Raw genomic sequence first — 20,125 nt, forward strand, 5'->3', positions numbered from 1 at the left:
GACGAGGTCATGACGATCCCCATTTCTGTTCCTCTCGTTCCCGTGGGGGGCGCTGATTTCCGCGCCGCCATGCGGCTCATCGTCGGCAATGTCAGCGTCATCACCGCCGGCGTCGGCGATGACCGCTCAGGACTGGTGGTGATTTCGGTCGTTTCACTGTCGGCCGAGCCACCCAAGGTCATCGCCTGCGTCAACCGGTCGTCGTCGACCTGGTCGGTCATCGAGCGGCATGGCCATTTCGCCGTCAGTTCGCTTGGGCCGCAGCATCAGCAGGTCGCCGAGCGTTTTTCCGGCTTCGGCGGCATCAAGGGCAATGAACGCTACGAAGGTGCTGACTGGCTCACGCTGAAGACCGGGGCGTCGGTGCTGTCGGATGCGGTCGCCGCTTTCGATTGCAGCCTCGACGAGATGATTGATCGCGGCACGCATTCGATCATCATCGGCTCGGTCGAGGCGGTCAGGACGCAGGATGCCGGTCAGGCGCTGCTCTACTGGCGCGGCGGCTACCGGCCGCTCGACGCCTGATGTCGGACCGACGGGAGAGGCGGCCTCAGGCCGCCTTTTCCGCCAGCACCATGTAGTTGACGTCCATGTCGCGGGATTTCTGCCAGCGGTCGGCCAGCGGATTGTAGATCACGCCGGTGCGATCGATGGTGGCAAGGCCGGCGCCCGTCAGCGCCTTGTCCAGCTCTTCGGGGCGCACCAGCTTGCCGTACTGGTGAGTGCCGCGCGGCAGCCAGCGCAGCACGTATTCGGCGCCGACGATGGCGAGACCGAGCGCCTTTAAGGTGCGGTTGATGGTGGCGACGAACATGATGCCGCCGGGCTTGACCATCTCGCCGCACTTGCTGACGAACAGCTCCACGTCGGCGACGTGCTCGACAACTTCCATGTTGAGGATGATGTCGAACTTCTCGCCGGCGTCAGCGAGATCCTCGGCCGTGGTGGCGCGGTAATCCACCTTTACGCCGCTTTCGGCGGCATGGATCTTGGCTACCTCGATATTGGTGGCGGAGGCGTCGGCGCCGACCACTTCGGCGCCCAGGCGTGCCATCGGCTCGCACAGCAGGCCGCCGCCACAGCCGATGTCGAGGATGCGCAGGCCCTCGAAGGGCCTTGCGGCGTGAGTGTCGCGGCCAAAACGCTGGGCGACCTGGTCGCGGATGTAGCCGAGGCGGACGGGGTTGAATTTGTGCAGCGGACGGAACTTGCCGTTGGGGTTCCACCATTCGGCTGCGAGCGCCGAGAACCGCTCGACTTCTCCGGCATCGATCGTCGATGGGCGGGGATCTGGCATTGCTGTGGTCTCCGTCGGGCGCAAGGAAGTTGGGCGAGCGCAAGGAAGTCGTGTCTGGCGTCCCGATTGTCAAGGTGACATTTCCGCGAGCACCCATGCACTGCCCCGCGAGCCGTACCCATGGCGCTGTGCCGGCAAAAAGTCGCGATGATTTGTCTGGCCGGGCGTCCTTGCGGAATGCGTGGGTTTTGGCTATGCAGGCCGCGCATTCGACACCGTGCAATTCATCGGTGTTTTCATTCATTTTCCGGCCCCGTCGGGGCCGGCGTATATGGCAAGGGCATTTCGCTTCTATGGCGCGCATCGTGATGAAATTCGGCGGGACATCCGTCGCCGACATCGCCCGAATCCGCAACGTGGCGCGTCATGTCAAACGCGAGGTCGACGCCGGCCACGAAGTCGCTGTCGTCGTCTCGGCGATGTCGGGCAAGACCAACGAGCTGGTCGGCTGGGTGCAGGAGGCTTCGAAGGCCGAAGGCGCCAATTTCAACATTTACGACGCCCGCGAATATGACGCTGTGGTCGCCTCGGGCGAGCAGGTGACGTCGGGATTGCTGGCACTTGCGCTGCAGGCGATGGGGATAAATGCACGCTCCTGGCAGGGCTGGCAGATTCCGATCAAGACCGACAACGCCCATGGTGCCGCCCGCATCCTCGACATCGACGGCTCGTTCCTGATCAAGCGTTTCCAGGAAGGCCAGGTTGCTGTCGTCGCCGGTTTCCAGGGCATCGGCCCGGACAACCGCATCGCCACGCTGGGCCGTGGCGGGTCCGATACGTCGGCTGTCGCAATCGCGGCAGCGGTCAAGGCCGATCGCTGCGATATCTACACCGATGTCGACGGAGTCTATACGACCGACCCGCGCATCGAGCCCAAGGCGCGTCGCCTGTCGCGCATTTCGTTTGAAGAAATGCTCGAAATGGCTTCGCTCGGCGCGAAGGTGCTGCAGGTCCGCTCGGTCGAACTGGCCATGGTGCACAAGGTCCGTACCTTTGTGCGTTCTTCCTTCGAGGATCCCGATGCGCCCGGCATGGGCGATTTCCTCAACCCGCCTGGTACTCTCATTTGTGACGAGGATGAAATCGTGGAACAGCAGGTCGTCACCGGAATTGCCTATGCCAAGGACGAAGCCCAGGTCTCGCTGCGCCGTGTCGCGGACCGGCCGGGCGTTGCCGGCGGCATCTTCGGCCCATTGGCCGAGGCCAACATCAATGTCGACATGATCGTCCAGAACATTTCCGAGGACGGCAAGTTCACCGACATGACCTTCACCGTGCCGTCGGGCGACGTCAACAAGGCGCTTGCCGTGCTCGAGAAGATCCGCCCCGACATCGGCTATGATGCCGTCCAGCACGACGAGGGCATGTCCAAGGTGTCGGTCATCGGCATCGGCATGCGCAGCCATGCCGGCGTCGCCGCCACGGCCTTCCAGGCACTGGCATCGAAGGGCATCAACATCCGCGCCATCACCACCTCCGAGATCAAGATTTCGATCCTTATCGACGGGCCTTATACTGAACTTGCGGTTCGGACTTTGCATTCCGTCTACGGTCTGGATAAGCAGTAGTATTAGGAGTCGAGCGTCACCGCGTTGCCGGCGTGGCAAGCACGTGCCGCGCCGGGTCCAACCATGGAGACGGTGAATGATACGTGACATGGCCGCCGGGCCGCGCGTACTTCTGAAACGGCTCCGCGAATTGATGGCGGAGCCCCTCGAGCCACAGGAACGGCTCGACAGGATCGTGCGCGATATCGCCGCCAACATGGTGGCCGAAGTCTGCTCGCTCTATGTGCTCCGCGCCGACTCGGTGCTCGAGCTCTATGCGACCGTCGGTCTCAATCCCAACGCCGTCCACCTGGCGCAGTTGCGTCTCGGCCAGGGTCTGGTCGGCACGATTGCTGCCAGCGCCCGCGCGCTCAACCTGTCCAACGCCCAGGAACATCCCGCCTTCGCCTACCTGCCGGAGACAGGCGAGGAGATCTACCATTCGTTCCTCGGCGTGCCGGTGCTCAGGGCAGGGCGCACGCTCGGCGTTCTGGTCGTCCAGAACAAGACCATGCGGCACTACCGCGACGATGAGATCGAGGCGCTCGAAACCACCGCCATGGTGATTGCCGAGATGATCGCCTCGGGCGACATTGGTCGCCTCAGCCGTCCCGGCCTCGAACTCGATCTGTCGCGCCCGGCGAGCTTCACCGGCATTGCCTTCAACGAAGGTGTCGGCCTCGGCCATGTCGTGCTGCACGAGCCGCGCATCGTCGTCACCAACCTGTTCAACGAAGACAGCGACGAGGAGCTGCGCCGACTCGAGGATTCGCTCGGTTCCCTGCGCTTGTCGATCGACGACATGCTCGAACGCCGCGACGTCGCCTTCGAGGGCGAGCACCGCGAGGTTCTCGAAGCCTACCGGATGTTTGCCAACGACCGTGGCTGGGTGCGCCGTCTCGAAGAGGCGATCCGCAACGGCCTGACGGCGGAAGCTGCGGTCGAAAAGGTGCAGAGCGACATGCGCGCGCGCATGATGCACATGACCGATCCTTATCTGCGCGAGCGGATGAGCGATTTCGACGACCTCGCCAACCGCCTTTTGCGCCAGCTGCTGGGTCGCGGCCCCGAGACCATCGCCGAGAGCCTGCCCAAGGACGCCATCATCGTTGCGCGTTCGATGGGGGCGGCCGAGCTGCTCGACTATCCGCGGGATCGCTTGCGCGGCCTGGTGCTGGAAGACGGTGCGCCGACGTCCCACGTCGTCATCGTCGCGCGCGCCATGGGCATCCCCGTCGCCGGACAGATGAAGGGCGTCGTTTCCATGTCGGAGAACGGCGATCCGATCATCGTCGACGGTGTCGAAGGCGCTGTCCACCTTCGGCCGCAGCCCGATCTCGAAGCAGCCTATGCTGAAAAGGTGCGCTTTCGCGCCCGCCGCCAGGAACTCTACCGCGAACTGCGCAAGAAGCCGTCCGAAACAAAGGACGGCGTCAAGGTCGACCTGTTGATGAATGCCGGCCTCGCCGTCGACCTGCCGCAGCTCGCCGAGGCGGGGGCTGCCGGCATCGGCCTGTTCCGCACCGAGCTGCAGTTCATGGTGGCCTCGACGTTCCCGCGCGCCGAAGCGCAGGAGAAGCTCTACCGCGACGTGCTCGACACTGCGCGTGGCCGTCCCGTCACCTTCCGCACCATCGACATTGGCGGCGACAAGGTGCTGCCCTATTTCAAGGGCTCGGCGCAGGAAGAAGAAAACCCCGCACTTGGCTGGCGCGCCATCCGCCTCACGCTCGACCGTCCCGGCTTGTTGCGTACCCAGATCCGGGCGCTGCTCAAAGCCGCTGGCGGACGCGAGCTCAAGGTCATGCTGCCGATGGTCACCGAGCTTGGCGAGATCGCCCAGGCGCGCGAGATTATCGACCGCGAGGTCCGCCACCTCTCCCGCTTCGCGCACCATTTGCCGACGAGCCTGAAACTCGGCGCGATGATCGAGGTGCCGTCGCTGTTGTGGCAGCTCGACGAGCTGATGCAGGCCGTCGATTTCGTCTCGGTCGGCTCAAACGATCTGTTTCAGTTCGTCATGGCCGCCGACCGCGGCAACACTCAGCTTGCCGACCGCTTCGACACGCTGTCGGTGCCGTTCCTGCGCGTGCTGAAGCAGATCGCCGATGCCGGCCTGCGCAACCACACGCCGGTGACCCTGTGCGGCGAGCTCGCCGGGAAGCCGATCTCCGCGATGGCGCTGCTTGGCCTCGGCTACCGCTCTATCTCGATGTCGCCTGCTTCCATCGGTCCGGTCAAGGCGATGCTGACCGAACTGCCGCTTGGCGAACTTACCGCCTTCCTCGACGATAACCTTGCCGGTCCTGCCGCCCGCCTGCCGATGCGCGCGCTGCTCCAGGCCTTTGCGGACGACCGTTCCATACCATTATGATCAGCCTGCCCCACGACAGAATGAACCAAGTCGTCAAACGCTTCGACATGCTCGAAGCGCAGATGGCCGCCGGTCCGGCGCCCGACGTCTACGTCAAGCTCGCCTCCGAATATTCCGACATCCAGGACCTCGTGGCCAGGATCCGCGAATTGCGCTCCGCCGAGCAGGAGCTCGTCGATCTCGATGCGATGCTATCCGACAAGGGTACCGACGCCGAGATGCGGGCGCTGGCCGAGATGGACAAGCCCGAGGTCGAGGAGCGTATCGAGGCGCTGCAGCGCGAAATCCAGATCCTGCTGTTGCCCAAGGATGCTGCGGACGACAAGAACGCCATCCTCGAGATCCGCGCCGGTACCGGCGGCGACGAGGCAGCGCTTTTTGCCGGCGACCTCTACCGCATGTACGAACGCTATGCTGCCTCCAAGGGCTGGCGGTTCGAGGTCGTGTCGGCAAGCGACGGCGATGCCGGCGGCTTCAAGGAAGTCATTGCGGGTGTCTCGGGCAAGGGCGTGTTCGCGCATCTGAAGTTCGAGTCGGGCGTGCACCGCGTCCAGCGCGTGCCGGCGACCGAGGCCAGCGGCCGCATCCACACCTCCGCCGCCACAGTCGCGGTGCTGCCGGAGGCGGAGGAGGTCGACATCGATATCCGCGCCGAAGACATCCGCATCGACACCATGCGTGCCTCGGGCTCCGGCGGCCAGCACGTCAACACCACCGACTCGGCGGTGCGCATCACCCATCTACCCACCGGCATCATGGTGGTGCAGGCGGAAAAATCGCAGCACCAGAACCGTGCGCGTGCGATGCAGATCCTGCGTGCCCGGCTCTATGACCTGGAGCGCAGCCGTGCCGATGAGGAACGCTCGTCGTCGCGCAAGTCACAGGTGGGTTCCGGCGATCGCTCCGAGCGCATCCGCACCTATAATTTTCCGCAGGGGCGCCTGACCGACCACCGCATCAACCTGACACTCTACAAGCTCGACCGGGTGATGATGGGCGAACTCGACGAGGTCGTCGACGCGCTGATCTCCGATCACCAGTCGAAGCTGCTGGCCGACATGGGCTCGGATGGCTGAGCGTCCGCTCGGCGAACTTCTGCGCCACGCGCGCCAGCGCCTTGCCGGTGCGGGCATCGCCGACGCGGCGTTCGACGCGCGGCTGCTCGTCGAGCACTTTTCAGGCACCACGCGCAGCGACGCAATTGCTTCGCCCGACAGGCCTGTGGCGCAGGTGGCCGAGATCGAGGCGGCGCTCGATCGCCGTATCGCCGGCGAGCCCGTGCATCGCATCCTCGGCTACCGCGATTTCTATGGCATGCGGCTCAGTCTCTCCACCGAGACGCTCGAACCGCGCCCCGATACTGAAACACTCGTCGACGCCGTGTTGCCTTTCGTCCATGCGGCCGCTGTGCGTGAGAGTGTCTGCCGCATCCTCGATCTCGGCACCGGCACAGGCGCGATTGCACTGGCGCTGGTCACCCAGGAGCCAAAGGCCGAGGCCATCGGCGTCGACGTCTCGGAGGATGCACTGGCGACCGCCGCGGCCAACGCCGAAGCTCTTGGCGTGTCATCACGCTTTTCGGCAAAAAAATCCAACTGGTTTGCCGAGATTCAGGGCCGCCACCATTTAATCGTCTCAAATCCTCCCTATATATCCACTTCAGAGATCGACGATTTGCAGAACGAGGTTCGCAATTTTGATCCGCGCCGCGCGCTCGACGGTGGCCCGGACGGTCTTGAGCCATACAGGATGATCGCGTCGGGTGCCGGGCGCCACCTTGAAGAAGGTGGCCTTATCGGGCTCGAAATCGGGCACGACCAGCGCCACGACGTGACCGTGATATTCGAGCAAGCCGGCTACCATTTATCCGCCCATTACAAGGACTTGGGTGGCAATGACCGGGTGCTCGTATTCAGCTGCTGAGCAAGGCTTTTGGGCACTGCAAAAAACCGCTTGGCAAGGAAAGTGAATGCCGCTAGGTTCCCGGCAACCGGATGAGACGAAGCAGGCAGTGCTGTTACAAGATTCGGTTTCCATCGAAACTAGCTGCCTTCTTGCGTAGACGACGCTCTAGCTTCGTGCGGGGATCGTCCGGCAAGTGACATGAACCGAAACAGGATGGCATGTGGCGCCGACGCAGCAAGACTGCGGGCGATCACCGGCGGAAAGATACGAAACGGCAGGCCGCCTAAGTGCCCCCGTTCGGATACTTCAACACAAAGAGAATCTGATGAGGCCACAACAGCAGAATAGGCGCATGCGCGGTCGGAATAACAACAATAATAACAACAATAATAACAACAACGGCAATAACAACCGCAAGGGTCCAAACCCGCTTACGCGTAACTACGAGAGCAACGGTCCGGACGTTAAGATCCGCGGCTCCGCGCAGCAGATCGCCGAAAAATACGCCACGCTGGCGCGCGATGCGCAAAGCTCAGGCGACCGCGTGATGGCCGAGAACTACCTACAGCACGCAGAGCACTATAATCGCATCATTGCCGCCGCCATGGCGCAGATGCCGATCCAGCAGCAGCAGCAGAGCCGCGACGACTTCGACGCCGACATGGACGACGAGCGCGACGAGGACAGCATCGGTAACAACGTTGCCGAGGTCCAGGTCCAGCAGCCTCAGCCGCAGCCGGTCGTCAACGGCACTGGCCCGCAGCCCGACATCGAAGGCACGCCGGCCGAGGTCGCTCTCAATCCGGAAGCCGCCGAAGGCCAGCCGCGCGAAGGCCGCCGCGAACGTCGTCCCAACCGCAACGAACGCCGCCCGCGCCATCAGGAGCAGCAGGCCGAAACTGCACCGACGGACGTCGTCGCCGTGGTCGAACAGCCGCAGCCTGACGTCGTGGTCACCGAGGCCGTCGTTGCTGAAGTTGCCCCTGCCACTGAGGCTGCCGAGGGCGAAGTTGTCGCGGCACCGCGTCGTGGCCGTCGTCCGCGCCGTGGCGAGCGCGCCGCAACCGAGGTGCAGGGCGAAGCCGGCGATACGCCGGCAGCCGAGCCTGCCGCCGTCGAAGGCTGATCGCCTTCGCAACCACGGGCTTCAAGCCATTTGAAAACGGCGGGATGAAAATCCCGCCGTTTTTGCTTTGACGTCGGCCAGGCGTGCCGGCCCGCAAATCGGGTTTGCTTTCGCAACGCACGACGCGCAGACTCCGGAAAACCCCGTATCATTTGGGCGTCAAAAAATGACGCCCAGCACTCCAGGTGTGCCTTGAGGTATATCGTCCTACGCACCATATCAGCCTCAGTTGGATCCGGCCCGGTCGGGCGGGTCCGTCACCTTGAACCTGGCCGGTGCCGCAAAGCGGGCCGGTACGGAATGGAGACACCGAATGAATCTTGAGAAGTATTCCGAGCGCGTCCGCGGCTTCATCCAGTCGGCCCAGACCTATGCGCTTTCCAACAATCACCAGCAGTTCACGCCCGAGCACATCCTCAAGGTGCTGATGGATGATGACGAAGGCCTTGCCTCGTCGCTGATCGAGCGCGCCGGCGGTAACGCCCGGGATGTCAGGCTCGGCGTCGAGGCCGCCATCAAGGCGATGCCGAAGGTCGAGGGCGCCGGCGGCCAGCTCTATCTGGCGCAGCCGCTCGCCAAGGTGTTTTCGACCGCAGAAGACCTGGCCAAGAAGGCCGGCGACAGCTTCGTCACCGTCGAGCGTCTGCTGACTGCGCTTGCCGTCGAGAAGTCGGCCAAGACCGCCGACATCCTCGCCAAGGCAGGTGTCACGGCGCAGGCGCTCAATGCTGCGATCAACGATATCCGCAAGGGCCGCACCGCCGACTCGGCTAGTGCCGAGCAGGGCTATGACGCGTTGAAGAAATACGCGCGCGACCTCACCGCCGATGCCCGCGCCGGCAAACTCGATCCGGTCATTGGCCGCGACGACGAGATCCGCCGCACCATCCAGGTGCTGTCACGGCGCACCAAGAACAATCCCGTACTGATCGGTGAGCCGGGCGTCGGCAAGACCGCCATCGCCGAAGGATTGGCCCTGCGCATCGTCAATGGCGACGTGCCCGAAAGCCTCAAGGACAAGCAACTGATGGCGCTCGACATGGGCGCGCTGATTGCCGGCGCCAAGTATCGCGGCGAGTTCGAGGAGCGGCTGAAGGCCGTTCTGTCGGAAGTCACCGCGGCTGCCGGCGGCATCATCCTGTTCATCGACGAGATGCACACGCTCGTCGGCGCCGGCAAGGCCGATGGCGCGATGGATGCGTCCAACCTGCTGAAACCGGCCTTGGCGCGCGGTGAGCTGCATTGCGTTGGTGCCACCACGCTCGATGAGTACCGCAAGCATGTCGAAAAGGACGCGGCCCTTGCCCGTCGCTTCCAGCCCGTGTTCGTTTCCGAGCCGACGGTCGAGGACACCATCTCGATCCTGCGTGGCCTGAAGGAGAAATACGAGCAGCACCACAAGGTGCGTATCTCGGACTCGGCACTGGTCGCGGCTGCCACGCTGTCGAACCGCTACATCACCGACCGCTTCCTGCCCGACAAGGCAATCGACCTCGTCGACGAGGCCGGCTCGCGGCTGCGCATGCAGATCGATTCCAAGCCGGAAGCCCTCGACGAGATCGACCGCCGCATCATGCAGCTGAAGATCGAACGCGAGGCGCTCAAGCTCGAAAAGGACGACGCCTCCCGCGACCGGCTCGAAAGGCTCGAGAAGGAGCTGGCCGGGCTCGAGGAAGAGTCGACCAGGGTGACCAGCCAGTGGATGGCCGAGAAGGAAAAACTCGGTCTCGCCGCCGACCTCAAGGGCCAGCTCGAGGAAGCCCGCAACGAACTCGCCATCGCCCAGCGCAAGGGCGAGTTCCAGAAGGCGGGCGAGCTTGCCTATGGCCGCATCCCCGAGCTCGAAAAGAAGCTCGTCGAGGCCGAGGCGCAGGAAAGCCGCGGCACGATGGTCGAGGAGACCGTCACGCCCGACCATGTCGGCCATGTCGTTTCGCGCTGGACCGGCATCCCGGTCGACAAGATGCTCGAAGGCGAGCGCGAGAAGCTGTTGCGGATGGAAGACGAGATCGGTGTTCGCGTCGTCGGCCAGGGCGAAGCCGTCCAGGCGGTGTCCAAGGCCGTCCGCCGTGCCCGTGCCGGCCTGCAGGATCCGAACCGGCCGATCGGCTCGTTCATGTTCTTGGGCCCGACCGGTGTCGGCAAGACCGAGCTCACCAAAGCGCTCGCCGACTATCTGTTCGACGACGAGCATGCGCTGGTGCGTATCGACATGTCCGAGTACATGGAGAAGCACTCCGTTGCCCGGCTGATCGGCGCACCTCCCGGCTATGTCGGCTACGAGGAGGGCGGGGCGCTGACCGAGGCCGTGCGGCGCAGGCCCTATCAGGTCGTGCTGTTCGACGAGATCGAAAAGGCGCATCCTGATGTCTTCAACGTGCTGCTGCAGGTGCTCGACGATGGCCGCCTGACCGATGGTCAGGGCCGCACCGTCGACTTCCGCAACACGCTGATCATCATGACGTCCAATCTCGGCGCCGAATATCTCGTGGCGCTCGGCGAGGACGAGGATGTCGACAAGGTCCGTGACGAGGTCATGGGCGTGGTCAAGGCGTCGTTCCGGCCGGAGTTCCTGAATCGTGTCGACGAGGTCATCCTGTTCCATCGCCTGCGTCGCCAGGACATGGGCCGGATCGTCGAGATCCAGCTCAAGCGGCTCGAAAAGCTGCTGTCCGATCGCAAGATCACGCTGTCGCTCGACAAGGACGCAATCGACTGGCTCGCCAACAAGGGGTACGACCCGGCCTATGGCGCCCGCCCGCTCAAGCGCGTCATCCAGAAGGAGCTGCAGGACCCGCTCGCCGAGAAGATTCTGATGGGCGACATTCTCGACGGCTCGACCGTCAAGATCACCTCGGGCTCGGACCGGCTCAACTTCCGCTCCAAGCCAACGGTGGTGAGCGAAGAGGCGGCTGCCTGAGCAGCGACAAAAGCCCTCCCCCTTCCTGGGGAGGGCTTTTTCTTATCGGCCGCCTGGGGGAGCTGCGATGACACTCGACGATTACAACGGCTTCTGCGCCTCGTTGCCACACACGACCCATGTCGTGCAGTGGGGCGGGGCGCATGTCTGGAAGGTCGGCGGCAAGGTCTTCGCCATCGCCGGGTGGAGCGATGGTGCCGGGCTCGCCGTCACCTTCAAGGTGTCCGAGATGGCATTCGACATTTTGAAGGAGCAGCCCGGTCTCCGGCCAGCGCCCTATCTTGCCTCGCGCGGCATGAAGTGGATCCAGCGCCAGAACGGCGAAACCATGGACGACGAGGGGCTGCGCGACTATATCGGCGAGAGCCACCGGATGATCGCGGCCAAGCTGCCGAAGGCAATGCGCAAGCAGCTCGGCCTTCCCGCCTGACCCGCGATTCTCAGGCGCCGCGCGGTCTGCCAAGGCCTCAAAATCCTGCTAACACGGTCATTTTCATGCCCCGTTCATGTTGGAAGGGTTAGCAGATCGTTATTGGATGTCAGTGGATAACAGTGATTCACGGCGGCCGGCCTGTGGGCGGCCGAGATTCGGAGAGATGTGGCGACCATGTTGCGCAAGATCGTTGTGCTTTCGGCCATGGCCACCGGCCTGTCGGCGCTCCAGGCAGCGGCCGCGATCGTGCCGTCAGGCGAGCCCGTCTCGCCACGCGTGCGGGTTGGCCAGAACCTGCTCCAGCTTGCCCAGAGCGAGGTCGAGGTCTTCTACGACAGCCGCGGCAACCGTGTGCTCGTCGATCCCTACACCGGCAAGGTCATCGCCGTGCAGCCGCCGGAGAGCCGCCTCAACCGCCAGGCCTTGCGCCGCGAACTGCGCCGCCAGGAGCTGCGCCGCGACTACCGCCAGGGCGACGTGCTGATCGGACCGGCGGATGACGGCTATTACAGCGACGACGCGCTTGCCGTTCCGGCCGAACCCAATGGTGACGACTACTATAACAGCGATCCCAACGCCTTCCCCGAGGCGCCAAGCGGGCCGCGTGTCGTTTCGCGCGAACCGCTCCAGAGCCCGGACGACCAGCCGGCGCTGCCGGCCAACCCGCGCATCACCGATCGGCCGCTCGAGCCGTCCATCGCGGTCAAGGGCCGCGAGGACGTCGCTTCGCTGCAGATACTTCTCGATCGCCTCGGCGCTTCGCCCGGTGTCATCGACGGGCGTTTCGGTTCGAACGTCGACAAGGCGCTTGTCGCCTATAACGAGATGACCGGCGCCAGCCTGAAGTCGACTGACGCCGAAGGCATCAAGCAGGCGCTTGCCGAAACAGGCGGCGACGCCTTCGGCTCCTACACCATCACGCCGGAGGACGCCGCCGGCCCTTACATCGCCTCGGTTCCGGCCGACTACAGCGAGAAGGCCCAGCTCGAGCGCATGGCCTTCACCTCGGTCACCGAAATGCTCGCCGAGCGTTTCCACATGGACGAGAACTATCTCAAGGCGATCAATCCGGACGTCAATTTCAACCGCCCGGGCACCATCGTGAAGGTCGCCAATTTTGGCAAGCTGGTGAACAAGCCGGTGTCGCGCATCGTTGCCGACAAGGGGCTGAAGCAGGTTCGCGCCTACAACGAGGCCGGCCAGCTCGTCGCCGCCTATCCGGCGACCATCGGCTCGGGCGACACGCCGTCGCCGACCGGTATTCATGCGGTGTCGCGCGTCGCGCTCGACCCCAACTACACCTACAATCCCAAGATCAATTTCAAGCAGGGCGAAAACAACAAGGTCCTGACCATCCCGCCGGGCCCGAACGGCCCTGTCGGTTCGGTCTGGATCGCGCTGGACAAGCCGACCTACGGCATCCACGGCACCCCGGATCCCTCCAAGATCGGCAAGACCGAAAGCCATGGCTGCGTGCGCCTGACCAACTGGGACGCGCGCGAACTCGCCAAGATCGTCAAGGCAGGCGTGCCGGTCGAATTCATGGAGTAGCTCCGCTAGTGCCGCAATGGCCGTGGAGAGACCCTCCGCGGCTCGGAACTTTTGCCACCTGCGGCGACACGGTTCCGGCTCATTGCCGACGGACGATTTTCGATGATCCAGCCGACAGCTCGGGAAATCGCCGAGGCCCTGCATCAGCCCGAATTCCTGTCCGCAACCGTCATCGACAGCGGCCAGAACAACCGCATCTTCGATACGGGCAAGGTCATCGTGCGGATACCCCGGCACGACGAGGCGCGCCGCGATCTTGCCCGCGAGGCCGACGTGCTCGCCGTCCTGGCGCCGATGCTTCCCGTGCCGGTGCCCGCGCCGGAGCTGAGAAACGTCGGCGCGTATGTCGTCGCCGTCCATCGCAAGCTGCCCGGCGAGCCGCTGCTGTCGCTCGATGGAATGACTGCTGCGCAGGCGCAGGAACTGGCCCGAGACCTCGCGCTGTTCCTGTGCGCGCTTCATGCGCTCCCACAAGACATGCTGAGGGACGCCGCTCCCGCTGACCCCATGGCCGAGTGGCGCGATCTTCTTGAGCGGCTTGAAGCCAAGGCGCTGCCGTTGCTGCCGGCTGCCGTCGCCAATTCCATCCGCAACAGTTTCATCAGGTTTCTAGGGCGTGTCCCCGACGCTCCGCGCACCATCACGCATGGCGATTTCGGCACCGGCAACATCCTCGTCGACAAGGGCAGGGTTTCAGGCGTCATCGATTTCGCCGGCTGCGGGGCGGGCGATCCCGCCTATGATCTCGCCAGCCTGTCGGCCGGGCTGGGCGACGATGTCCTCGCGCTGATGGCGCCGCATTATTCCGGCATCGCCGGGATGCGGGATCGCATCACCTTCTACCGCAGCACTTTTCCGCTGCTCGACGTTCTGTTCGGTGTCGACCATGGCGATGCGGTCGCACTCGACGCCGGGCTGCGATCCCTGACGGCCGGCAACGTACCGGCCTGACTTGCGCCTTGCATTTGGGCCATGGCTGCCGGCAAGTGTCCGGAGAATCGAGGTAGCGAGATGTACATCCGTTCCGAACAGCCGGCCGACGTCGACACGATCCGCGCGCTCACCCGTGCCGCCTTCGCGGACGCCCCGCATTCGAGCCAGACCGAAGCGGCGATCGTCGATGCCTTGCGCGATGCCGGTGCGCTGACGCTGTCGCTGATAGCCGAGGACGGCGGCAAGATCCTTGGGCATGTCGCCTTCTCGCCCGTCACCGTCGGCGGTGACGCAGGCTGGTATGGCCTCGGGCCGGTGTCGGTCTGGCCCGACAACCAGGGCAAGGGCATCGGCCAGGCGCTGATCCGCCTCGGGCTCGACGCGCTGCGTGGGATGGGCGCCAAGGGCTGCGTCCTCATCGGCGACCCGGCCTATTACAGCCGTTTCGATTTCGTCGCCGACCCCGCCGTCACCTATGCCGGCCTGCCGCCGCAATATGTCCAGCGGCTGGCCTTCGGCGACGCCGTCCCCCGCGGCGAGATCGTCTACCACGCCGGCTTCGAAGCGAGCTGAGCCAGCCGGGCTACGAGCACTCAGTGTACGCTCGCCGTCTCCCTGCTGAGGATGTCCACCAGCCGGTCGAAGCCAGTTCCGGTGCCCGAAATCCGCGCCGCCATCGCCTCGGCGGTGCCGAGAAAAGCCAGCTGCTCGGTGAACCGCATCCGCGTCTGGCCGGCTTCGGGCAAAAGCTGGATCGTGGCCAGCGATGCAGAGATGCGTTTGCCGCCATGGCTCATCTCGAAACCATAAATGATGCGCTCGCCGGCCACGATGTCGAAGTAGTCGGCGCGGAATGCCAACTCGGCACCGTCGGGCATACGCCAGCGCTTGGCCTCGATGCCGCCGACGCGAAAATCGAAACTGTCCTCAAGCGTCACCCAGTCGGCATGGCAGTCGTTCCACGCCCGCTTCAGCGCCTGGTCCGACCAGAAGCGGAAGGCGTGCCTGGGCGACGCCGGCAGCTTGCGCTCGACGACGAAGGTCTTGTGTGCCACGTCGGTCATTCACCTTCCTCCCCGGGAAAATCCTTCATTGCCTGGACAAGGCGGTCGAATTCCTCGTTCATCGCAGTCTGCCGCTGTCTCACCCAGTCGTCTATCTCGGACAGTGCCGCGGGTTCGATCGTGTAGGTGCGGGTCCGGCCGACCTTGCGCGAGGCGACGATGCCGCCGTCCTCGAGCACCTTCAGATGTTTCAACGCCGAGGGCAGCCGCATGCCTTGCGGTTCGGCCAGCTGCTTGACGGTTGCCGGACCCATGCTCAGCCGCTCGACCATGCCGCGCCGGCCGGCGTCGGCAAGGGCGGTGAAAACGCGGTCCAGTCGTTGTGCCTCGATCATCGGCCTGTCCCCTTGCTGTGCTCAGAGCAATTCCAGGAAAAGTGTGCAGCGGTTCTGCGTCCGGAATTGCTCGAAAACAGAGAGATAGAGAGATTCCGCGATTCGAAGAAAAGCGGAAACGCTCTAGTCATGAAGGAAGCGCTCCGGCATCAGTTCGCGATAGGGGAAGAAACGGAAATAGGGCCGCGCTTCGCCGACCGTCCGTCGCACCGACGGCCGCGCCATCAGCCGCTCGAAATAGGCGGCGAGATTGTGCTGGTCGCTGGCGAAGGGATGAACGATCGAGGCGTAAAACAGGCCCGGTGCCGCCGCGCAGTCTGCAATGGTGAAGTCCTCGCCCGCCGCCCAGTTCTTGTCCGCCAACTGGCGCTCTATCATCACATAGGCGGTGTCGAGCGTCCGCCGCGCATCGGCCACGCCGACCGGATCGTTGCCGCCTTCGGGCCGTATCCTGTCGGTGACGACCTTCTGCATCGGCACGCTGACATAAAGATCGAAGAAGCGGTCCCACAGCCTGGCGTCAAGCCTGCGCTCGGCATCCGCCGGCAGCATCGGCGCCGGCCCGGGATAATGCCGATCGAGATATTCAATGATGATGCTGGTCTCCGGCACCGTGCGATCGCGGAAGTCGTCGCGCAGCACCGGAATCTTGCCCACCGCCCATTTCGCCGCCAGCGCCGCCGTCTCTTCCGGTTCGCCGAGGTCCACTGTCACAGGGATAAATTCGGTCCCATTCTCATAAAGCGCAATCAGCACCTTGTGGCAGAAGGCAGCGAGAGGGTGGGAATAAAGCGTCAGCGCCATTGCAGGGCTCCAGATAGTTTCCATACTCGGAAACTATTGCAGCGAGTTCGACTGCGCAAGAGAAAGTTTCCTTATGTGGAAACTATTCGCAGGGAGCTGGAGATCGAAGCGGGAGAGCTTTTCCACGGGGGCAGAGGGTCCCGGGCCTCGTTTTGCTCGCCCGGATGACGAGATCGACCTGCTGCCGAGCGCCACGATACGGCAAGCCGATGTCGCCTGGCTTCCAGAATTCGTCCCCCTGGTCGCTTCCTGCGCAAAGCTTGCCCACATAGTCTCCAGCCATGGACATTTCCGACACCGCACCGACCCCGGCCAACAACAGCCACGTCTTCTGTCCGCCCGATGCGCGGCGCTATGTGCTCATCTCGGCGATCCTTGCCTCCAGCATGGGCTTCATCGACGGCTCGGTGGTGTCGCTGGCGATGCCGGTCATCCGGGCTGATCTCGGCGCCTCGCTCGTCGACGCACAGTGGATCAGCAACGGGTACATGCTGTTTTTGTCGGCGCTGGTGCTGCTCGGCGGCGCTGCCGGCGATGTTTTTGGGGTGCGCAACATCTTTGCTGCCGGCATCATCCTGTTCATGGTCACTTCGGCGGCCTGCGCGCTCGCTGTCGACGCCGAGATGCTGATCATCATGCGCGCGGCACAAGGCATCGGTGCCGCGCTGATGGTGCCGGGCAGCCTCGCCATCATTGCCAAATCCTATCCCAACGCGACGCGCGGCAAGGCCATCGGCCAATGGGCGGCGTTCTCGTCGCTGACAACCGCGATGGGGCCGTTCGTCGGCGGCATGGTGCTGTCTTTCGGCGCCGAATGGATGTGGCGGCTGATCTTCGCCATCAACGTACCGATCGGGCTCGTCGCCCTCACCATGCTGCTCAGCAAGGTGCCACAGGACCGGCCGTCGTCCAAGCGTCGGCTCGACATTGCAGGTGCGATGCTGGCAACCGTCGGCCTCGGCCTGATGGCCTGGGGCCTGACCGCCTTCGGCCTGCCCGCAGACGTTCGCGCTGTCTCGCCATGGCTGTGGATCGCGGTCGGGGGTGCAATCTTCGCCGGCTTCATCGTCTGGGAGAAGTGGGCGCGGGCGCCGATGGTCAAACTCGAGCTGTTCACCTCACGTGCCTTCACCGGCGCCAATCTCTACACGTTGATCCTGTTCTTCGCCTTCAATGCAGTGCTGTTCTTCCTGCCGATGACCGTCGTTTCCGGCTGGGGTGCCAAGGAATGGGAGGCGAGCCTGCTGTTCCTGCCGCTGTCCTTGTTCATCGCAGGCTTGTCGAGCTATTCGGGCCGGCTGTCCGACGCCATCGGCCCGCGCTGGCCGCTGACCGTGGGTGCGTCAATCGTCGGCATCTCTTATGCAGGCCTTGCGCTGACAATGCCGCTGATGATGCTCTGGCAGGTGACGTTCCCTGTCCTGCTGCTCAAGGGCCTCGGCATGGCCATCGTCGTCTCGCCGGTGTCGGCGGCGGTGATGCGGGCGACACCGGAGGAGGACACCGGGCTTGCCTCCGGTGTCAACAACGCGCTCGCCCGGGCCGCCGGCCTGATGGCGGTGGCCTCGCTTGGTGCCGTTGCAGGTGTGGTCTTTGCGAATGTCCTGGGAACGGCTGCACCGGGCGTCGAGTTCGGCGCTTACGTGGCTGCGCCGCTCGACGCGGGTGCGGAAGCCTTGCGGGTTTCGGCGACAAACAGCGCCTTTGCGGCGATCGCGGCGATTGCGGCCGCGATGTGCTTCGTCGCGGCAGCCGTCGCCTGGTTCACCCAGCCGTCGTGGAAAAGCCAGGAAAAAGCCTAGTTGTCGTTACGCAATTCCTAGGAAAACCGCCGCGCATTTTTCCTGGAGTTGCTTGAAATGGTCCATATCCCTCCCTTGACCAACACGGATACTCTAGCCGCTGACCTTGGCGGTGCTCGCGACCTTCAGTGCGTCCTTGTTTTCGTCCTTGAGCAGGTCGTCGATTCTCTCGCGCTCGCGTTTGAAGGCGACCAGTTCCTCGCCCTTGAGCACGCGGCCGGTGGGCAGGCGCACGCGCATCGGGTCGACCTTGGTGCCGTTGACGATCAGCTCGTAATGCAGATGCGCGCCGGTCGACAGGCCGGTGGTGCCGACATAGCCGATGACCTGGCCCTGACGGACGCGGGCGCCGGGGACGACGCCGGGTGCGATGCGGCTCTGGTGATTGTACGACGTCTCGTAGCCATTGGTGTGGCGGATGATGGTCTGCTTGCCGTAGCCGCCGGCCCAGCCGGCCTTCTCGACGACACCATTGCCCGAGGCGATGATCGGCGTGCCGGTGGGGGCGGCCCAGTCGACGCCGGTGTGCATCTTGACGTAGCCGAGGATCGGATGCTTGCGGCCGCCGAAACCGGAGCGGAACTTGCCGTTGGGCAGCGGGTTGCGCAGCAGGAACTGGCGCGCGCTGCGGCCGTCCTCGTCGAAATAGTCGACTGCGCCGTCGCCCATCTGGAAGCGGTAGAAGTTGCGCGTGTTGCCACCGAAATTCGCCGAGACATAAAGCAGTTCGGAATCGGCCGAGGCCTTGTCGTCGCCATCGGGCTGCGAGAAGAACACCTCGATGCGGTCTGACGGATTGAGCCGCGACTGGAAGTCGACGTCGGACGACAGCAGCCGGACCAGCTTTTTGGTCATGTCTTGTGACATGCCGTAGGAATAGGCCGCTCGATAGATGCCGTCATAAACGGTCGGCAGCGCGCCGCGCGAGGTTGTCGGCACCGTCGGCGTGTCCTCGAAAGCGGTGGCGATCTCGGGGTTCGGCTCTGGCTCATCGCCGGGAACGAACTGGTCGCGGTCGTCGAGCGCGATGGTCAGGATGTGCTGTGAGCGGTCGTAGACGCTGGTGCGAACGATCTTGCCGACGTCGCCACGGACCTCGAGGCCGACGCGCAGCACGGTGCCGGCCTTGAGCGCGGTCGCATTGAGCAGCCGTGACACCGCATTGGCCATGCCTTGGGCGTCCTCGCCTGAATAGCCGGCGTCGGCCAGTGCATCGGCGATCTTGCGGTCCTTCTCGAAGGCGATGATGTCTTCGGCATAAGAGAGTGTTTCGGGATCGACGTCGGCGCGGGCGCTGACCGAGACGTTCTCGGGCACAATCTTGATTCCGTAGGAGCCGGCGAGCGTCTGGTCGGCAAACGCGTTGCCGAAGCGCTGCGGGTCGACATAATGCAGCGAGGCAACCTGGATGTCGCCTTCGGTCAGGTCGCCGCCGGTATCGCGCACCACTTTCTCGACCTCATTGGCGGAGAGTGCCGAGCTCTCGTCGAAGGTTGCCGTCTCGACGGGGAAGTCGACGGTCTTGAGGCTCATCTCGCTCTCGACCTTGACGCCGTAGATCTGGCCGGTCGTCGCAGCCTGCGCCGGCTGCTGTGCCGGGCCGTCCTCGGCAAAGACCGTCAGCGGGTCGAAGGCGGGATAGCTGCGCGTCGTCGGATGCGAGGCTGCGAGCGCCATCTTGATCTGGACGAAAGGCATGGTGCGAATGACTTCGCGATCGCCTTCCTTGGTCAGCATCGACACTTCCATGCGCCGCCGGTCCTTGGCCTTGGCGATCTGGCGCAGCGGCGCAAGCCTTGTGGTCTTGGCGCTCTGTCCGCCATCGCCGCTGGCGGCAAGCGTCGCCAGTTCGGCGATCTCGGGTGGGGTGGCGAGCTTCTCGCGGCCGTCGAGGGCGGCAAACAGCGCCACGCCCATCAGCACGCTCGAGGTCACGCCGGTCAGGAAGGTGCCCGAAAGCCAGCGCGCCGAGACCTCGCGTCGGTCCGGGGGACCGGCGCGGCCATCCGCGATCAGCGGCGGCTCATTGCCGAG

General features: G+C 64.4%; 17 protein-coding genes (1 of these 17 cut by a window edge). 12 read left to right on the forward strand and 5 right to left on the reverse strand.

What is annotated here, in order from left to right:
• The first annotated feature begins 9 nt into the window (after positions 1 to 9).
• Complete coding sequence (locus H5P29_RS09815) at positions 10 to 525, forward strand: flavin reductase family protein (protein WP_154386161.1); 516 nt, start codon at positions 10 to 12, stop codon at positions 523 to 525.
• A 25-nt stretch (positions 526 to 550) separates the two neighbouring features.
• Here H5P29_RS09815 and ubiG read toward each other — a convergent pair whose 3' ends face one another.
• Positions 551 to 1,297: a bifunctional 2-polyprenyl-6-hydroxyphenol methylase/3-demethylubiquinol 3-O-methyltransferase UbiG gene (gene ubiG, locus H5P29_RS09820; protein ID WP_067957794.1), complete on the reverse strand. Its 747-nt coding sequence runs from the start codon at positions 1,295 to 1,297 to the stop codon at positions 551 to 553.
• A gap of 293 nt (positions 1,298 to 1,590) precedes the next feature.
• On the opposite strand from ubiG, the gene H5P29_RS09825 reads away from it, so the two are divergent.
• The 10 genes from H5P29_RS09825 (at position 1,591) to H5P29_RS09870 (ending at position 14,659) form a co-directional block, all read left to right on the forward strand.
• Positions 1,591 to 2,865, forward strand: a complete 1,275-nt coding sequence (locus H5P29_RS09825; protein ID WP_067957796.1) for an aspartate kinase — start codon at positions 1,591 to 1,593, stop codon at positions 2,863 to 2,865.
• 76 nt (positions 2,866 to 2,941) lie between these two features.
• Positions 2,942 to 5,218, forward strand: coding sequence for a phosphoenolpyruvate--protein phosphotransferase (gene ptsP / locus H5P29_RS09830; RefSeq protein ID WP_154386162.1), 2,277 nt, complete (start codon positions 2,942 to 2,944; stop codon positions 5,216 to 5,218).
• Positions 5,215 to 6,294, forward strand: a complete 1,080-nt coding sequence (prfA, locus tag H5P29_RS09835; RefSeq protein ID WP_154386163.1) for a peptide chain release factor 1 — start codon at positions 5,215 to 5,217, stop codon at positions 6,292 to 6,294. The genes ptsP and prfA overlap by 4 nt, the downstream gene beginning before the upstream one ends.
• Entirely contained in the window at positions 6,287 to 7,141 is an 855-nt protein-coding gene (gene prmC, locus H5P29_RS09840) for a peptide chain release factor N(5)-glutamine methyltransferase (RefSeq protein ID WP_154386164.1), read from the forward strand. Before prfA ends, prmC begins: the two co-directional genes overlap by 8 nt.
• A 334-nt stretch (positions 7,142 to 7,475) precedes the next feature.
• Complete coding sequence (locus tag H5P29_RS09845; RefSeq protein WP_083948486.1) at positions 7,476 to 8,249, forward strand: DUF4167 domain-containing protein; 774 nt, start codon at positions 7,476 to 7,478, stop codon at positions 8,247 to 8,249.
• Positions 8,250 to 8,562: 313 nt separating this feature from the next.
• Positions 8,563 to 11,169, forward strand: coding sequence for an ATP-dependent chaperone ClpB (gene clpB, locus H5P29_RS09850; protein WP_067957806.1), 2,607 nt, complete (start codon positions 8,563 to 8,565; stop codon positions 11,167 to 11,169).
• Between the two features lie 67 nt (positions 11,170 to 11,236).
• Positions 11,237 to 11,599, forward strand: a complete 363-nt coding sequence (locus tag H5P29_RS09855) for an MmcQ/YjbR family DNA-binding protein (RefSeq protein WP_154386165.1) — start codon at positions 11,237 to 11,239, stop codon at positions 11,597 to 11,599.
• 177 nt (positions 11,600 to 11,776) lie between these two features.
• Positions 11,777 to 13,153 carry a L,D-transpeptidase gene (locus H5P29_RS09860; protein WP_067957813.1) on the forward strand — a complete coding sequence of 459 codons (1,377 nt, stop codon included), beginning with the start codon at positions 11,777 to 11,779 and terminating at the stop codon, positions 13,151 to 13,153.
• 102 nt (positions 13,154 to 13,255) lie between these two features.
• A complete protein-coding gene (locus tag H5P29_RS09865) occupies positions 13,256 to 14,104 on the forward strand; it encodes a phosphotransferase family protein (protein ID WP_154386166.1) in 849 nt (282 codons plus the stop codon).
• A gap of 60 nt (positions 14,105 to 14,164) precedes the next feature.
• A complete protein-coding gene (locus tag H5P29_RS09870) occupies positions 14,165 to 14,659 on the forward strand; it encodes a GNAT family N-acetyltransferase (RefSeq protein WP_067957822.1) in 495 nt (164 codons plus the stop codon).
• A gap of 20 nt (positions 14,660 to 14,679) precedes the next feature.
• On the opposite strand, the gene H5P29_RS09875 is transcribed toward H5P29_RS09870, so the two are convergent.
• The 3 genes from H5P29_RS09875 to H5P29_RS09885 all read right to left on the reverse strand — a co-directional run bounded on the left by H5P29_RS09875 (position 14,680) and on the right by H5P29_RS09885 (position 16,289).
• Positions 14,680 to 15,150, reverse strand: coding sequence for an SRPBCC family protein (locus H5P29_RS09875; protein ID WP_154386167.1), 471 nt, complete (start codon positions 15,148 to 15,150; stop codon positions 14,680 to 14,682).
• Positions 15,147 to 15,485, reverse strand: a complete 339-nt coding sequence (locus H5P29_RS09880) for a helix-turn-helix transcriptional regulator (RefSeq protein ID WP_154386168.1) — start codon at positions 15,483 to 15,485, stop codon at positions 15,147 to 15,149. Before H5P29_RS09880 ends, H5P29_RS09875 begins: the two co-directional genes overlap by 4 nt.
• 123 nt (positions 15,486 to 15,608) lie before the next feature.
• A complete protein-coding gene (locus H5P29_RS09885) occupies positions 15,609 to 16,289 on the reverse strand; it encodes a glutathione S-transferase family protein (RefSeq protein WP_154386169.1) in 681 nt (226 codons plus the stop codon).
• A 281-nt stretch (positions 16,290 to 16,570) separates the two neighbouring features.
• Here H5P29_RS09885 and H5P29_RS09890 point away from each other — a divergent pair, with 281 nt between their 5' ends.
• The gene (locus H5P29_RS09890; RefSeq protein ID WP_154386170.1) at positions 16,571 to 18,091 is read left to right on the forward strand and encodes an MFS transporter; all 1,521 of its coding nucleotides are present in this window, start codon (positions 16,571 to 16,573) and stop codon (positions 18,089 to 18,091) included.
• A gap of 93 nt (positions 18,092 to 18,184) precedes the next feature.
• On the opposite strand, the gene H5P29_RS09895 is transcribed toward H5P29_RS09890, so the two are convergent.
• Positions 18,185 to 20,125 carry the 3' portion of a M23 family metallopeptidase gene (locus tag H5P29_RS09895; RefSeq protein WP_067957839.1) on the reverse strand. Its footprint extends 30 nt past the window's final position, so only the last 1,941 of its 1,971 coding nucleotides appear in the window; its start codon lies off the right edge, out of view — the gene reads right to left on this strand; it ends in the stop codon at positions 18,185 to 18,187.

Source organism: Aminobacter sp. MDW-2, assembly GCF_014250155.1.
Taxonomy (GTDB): domain Bacteria; phylum Pseudomonadota; class Alphaproteobacteria; order Rhizobiales; family Rhizobiaceae; genus Aminobacter; species Aminobacter ciceronei.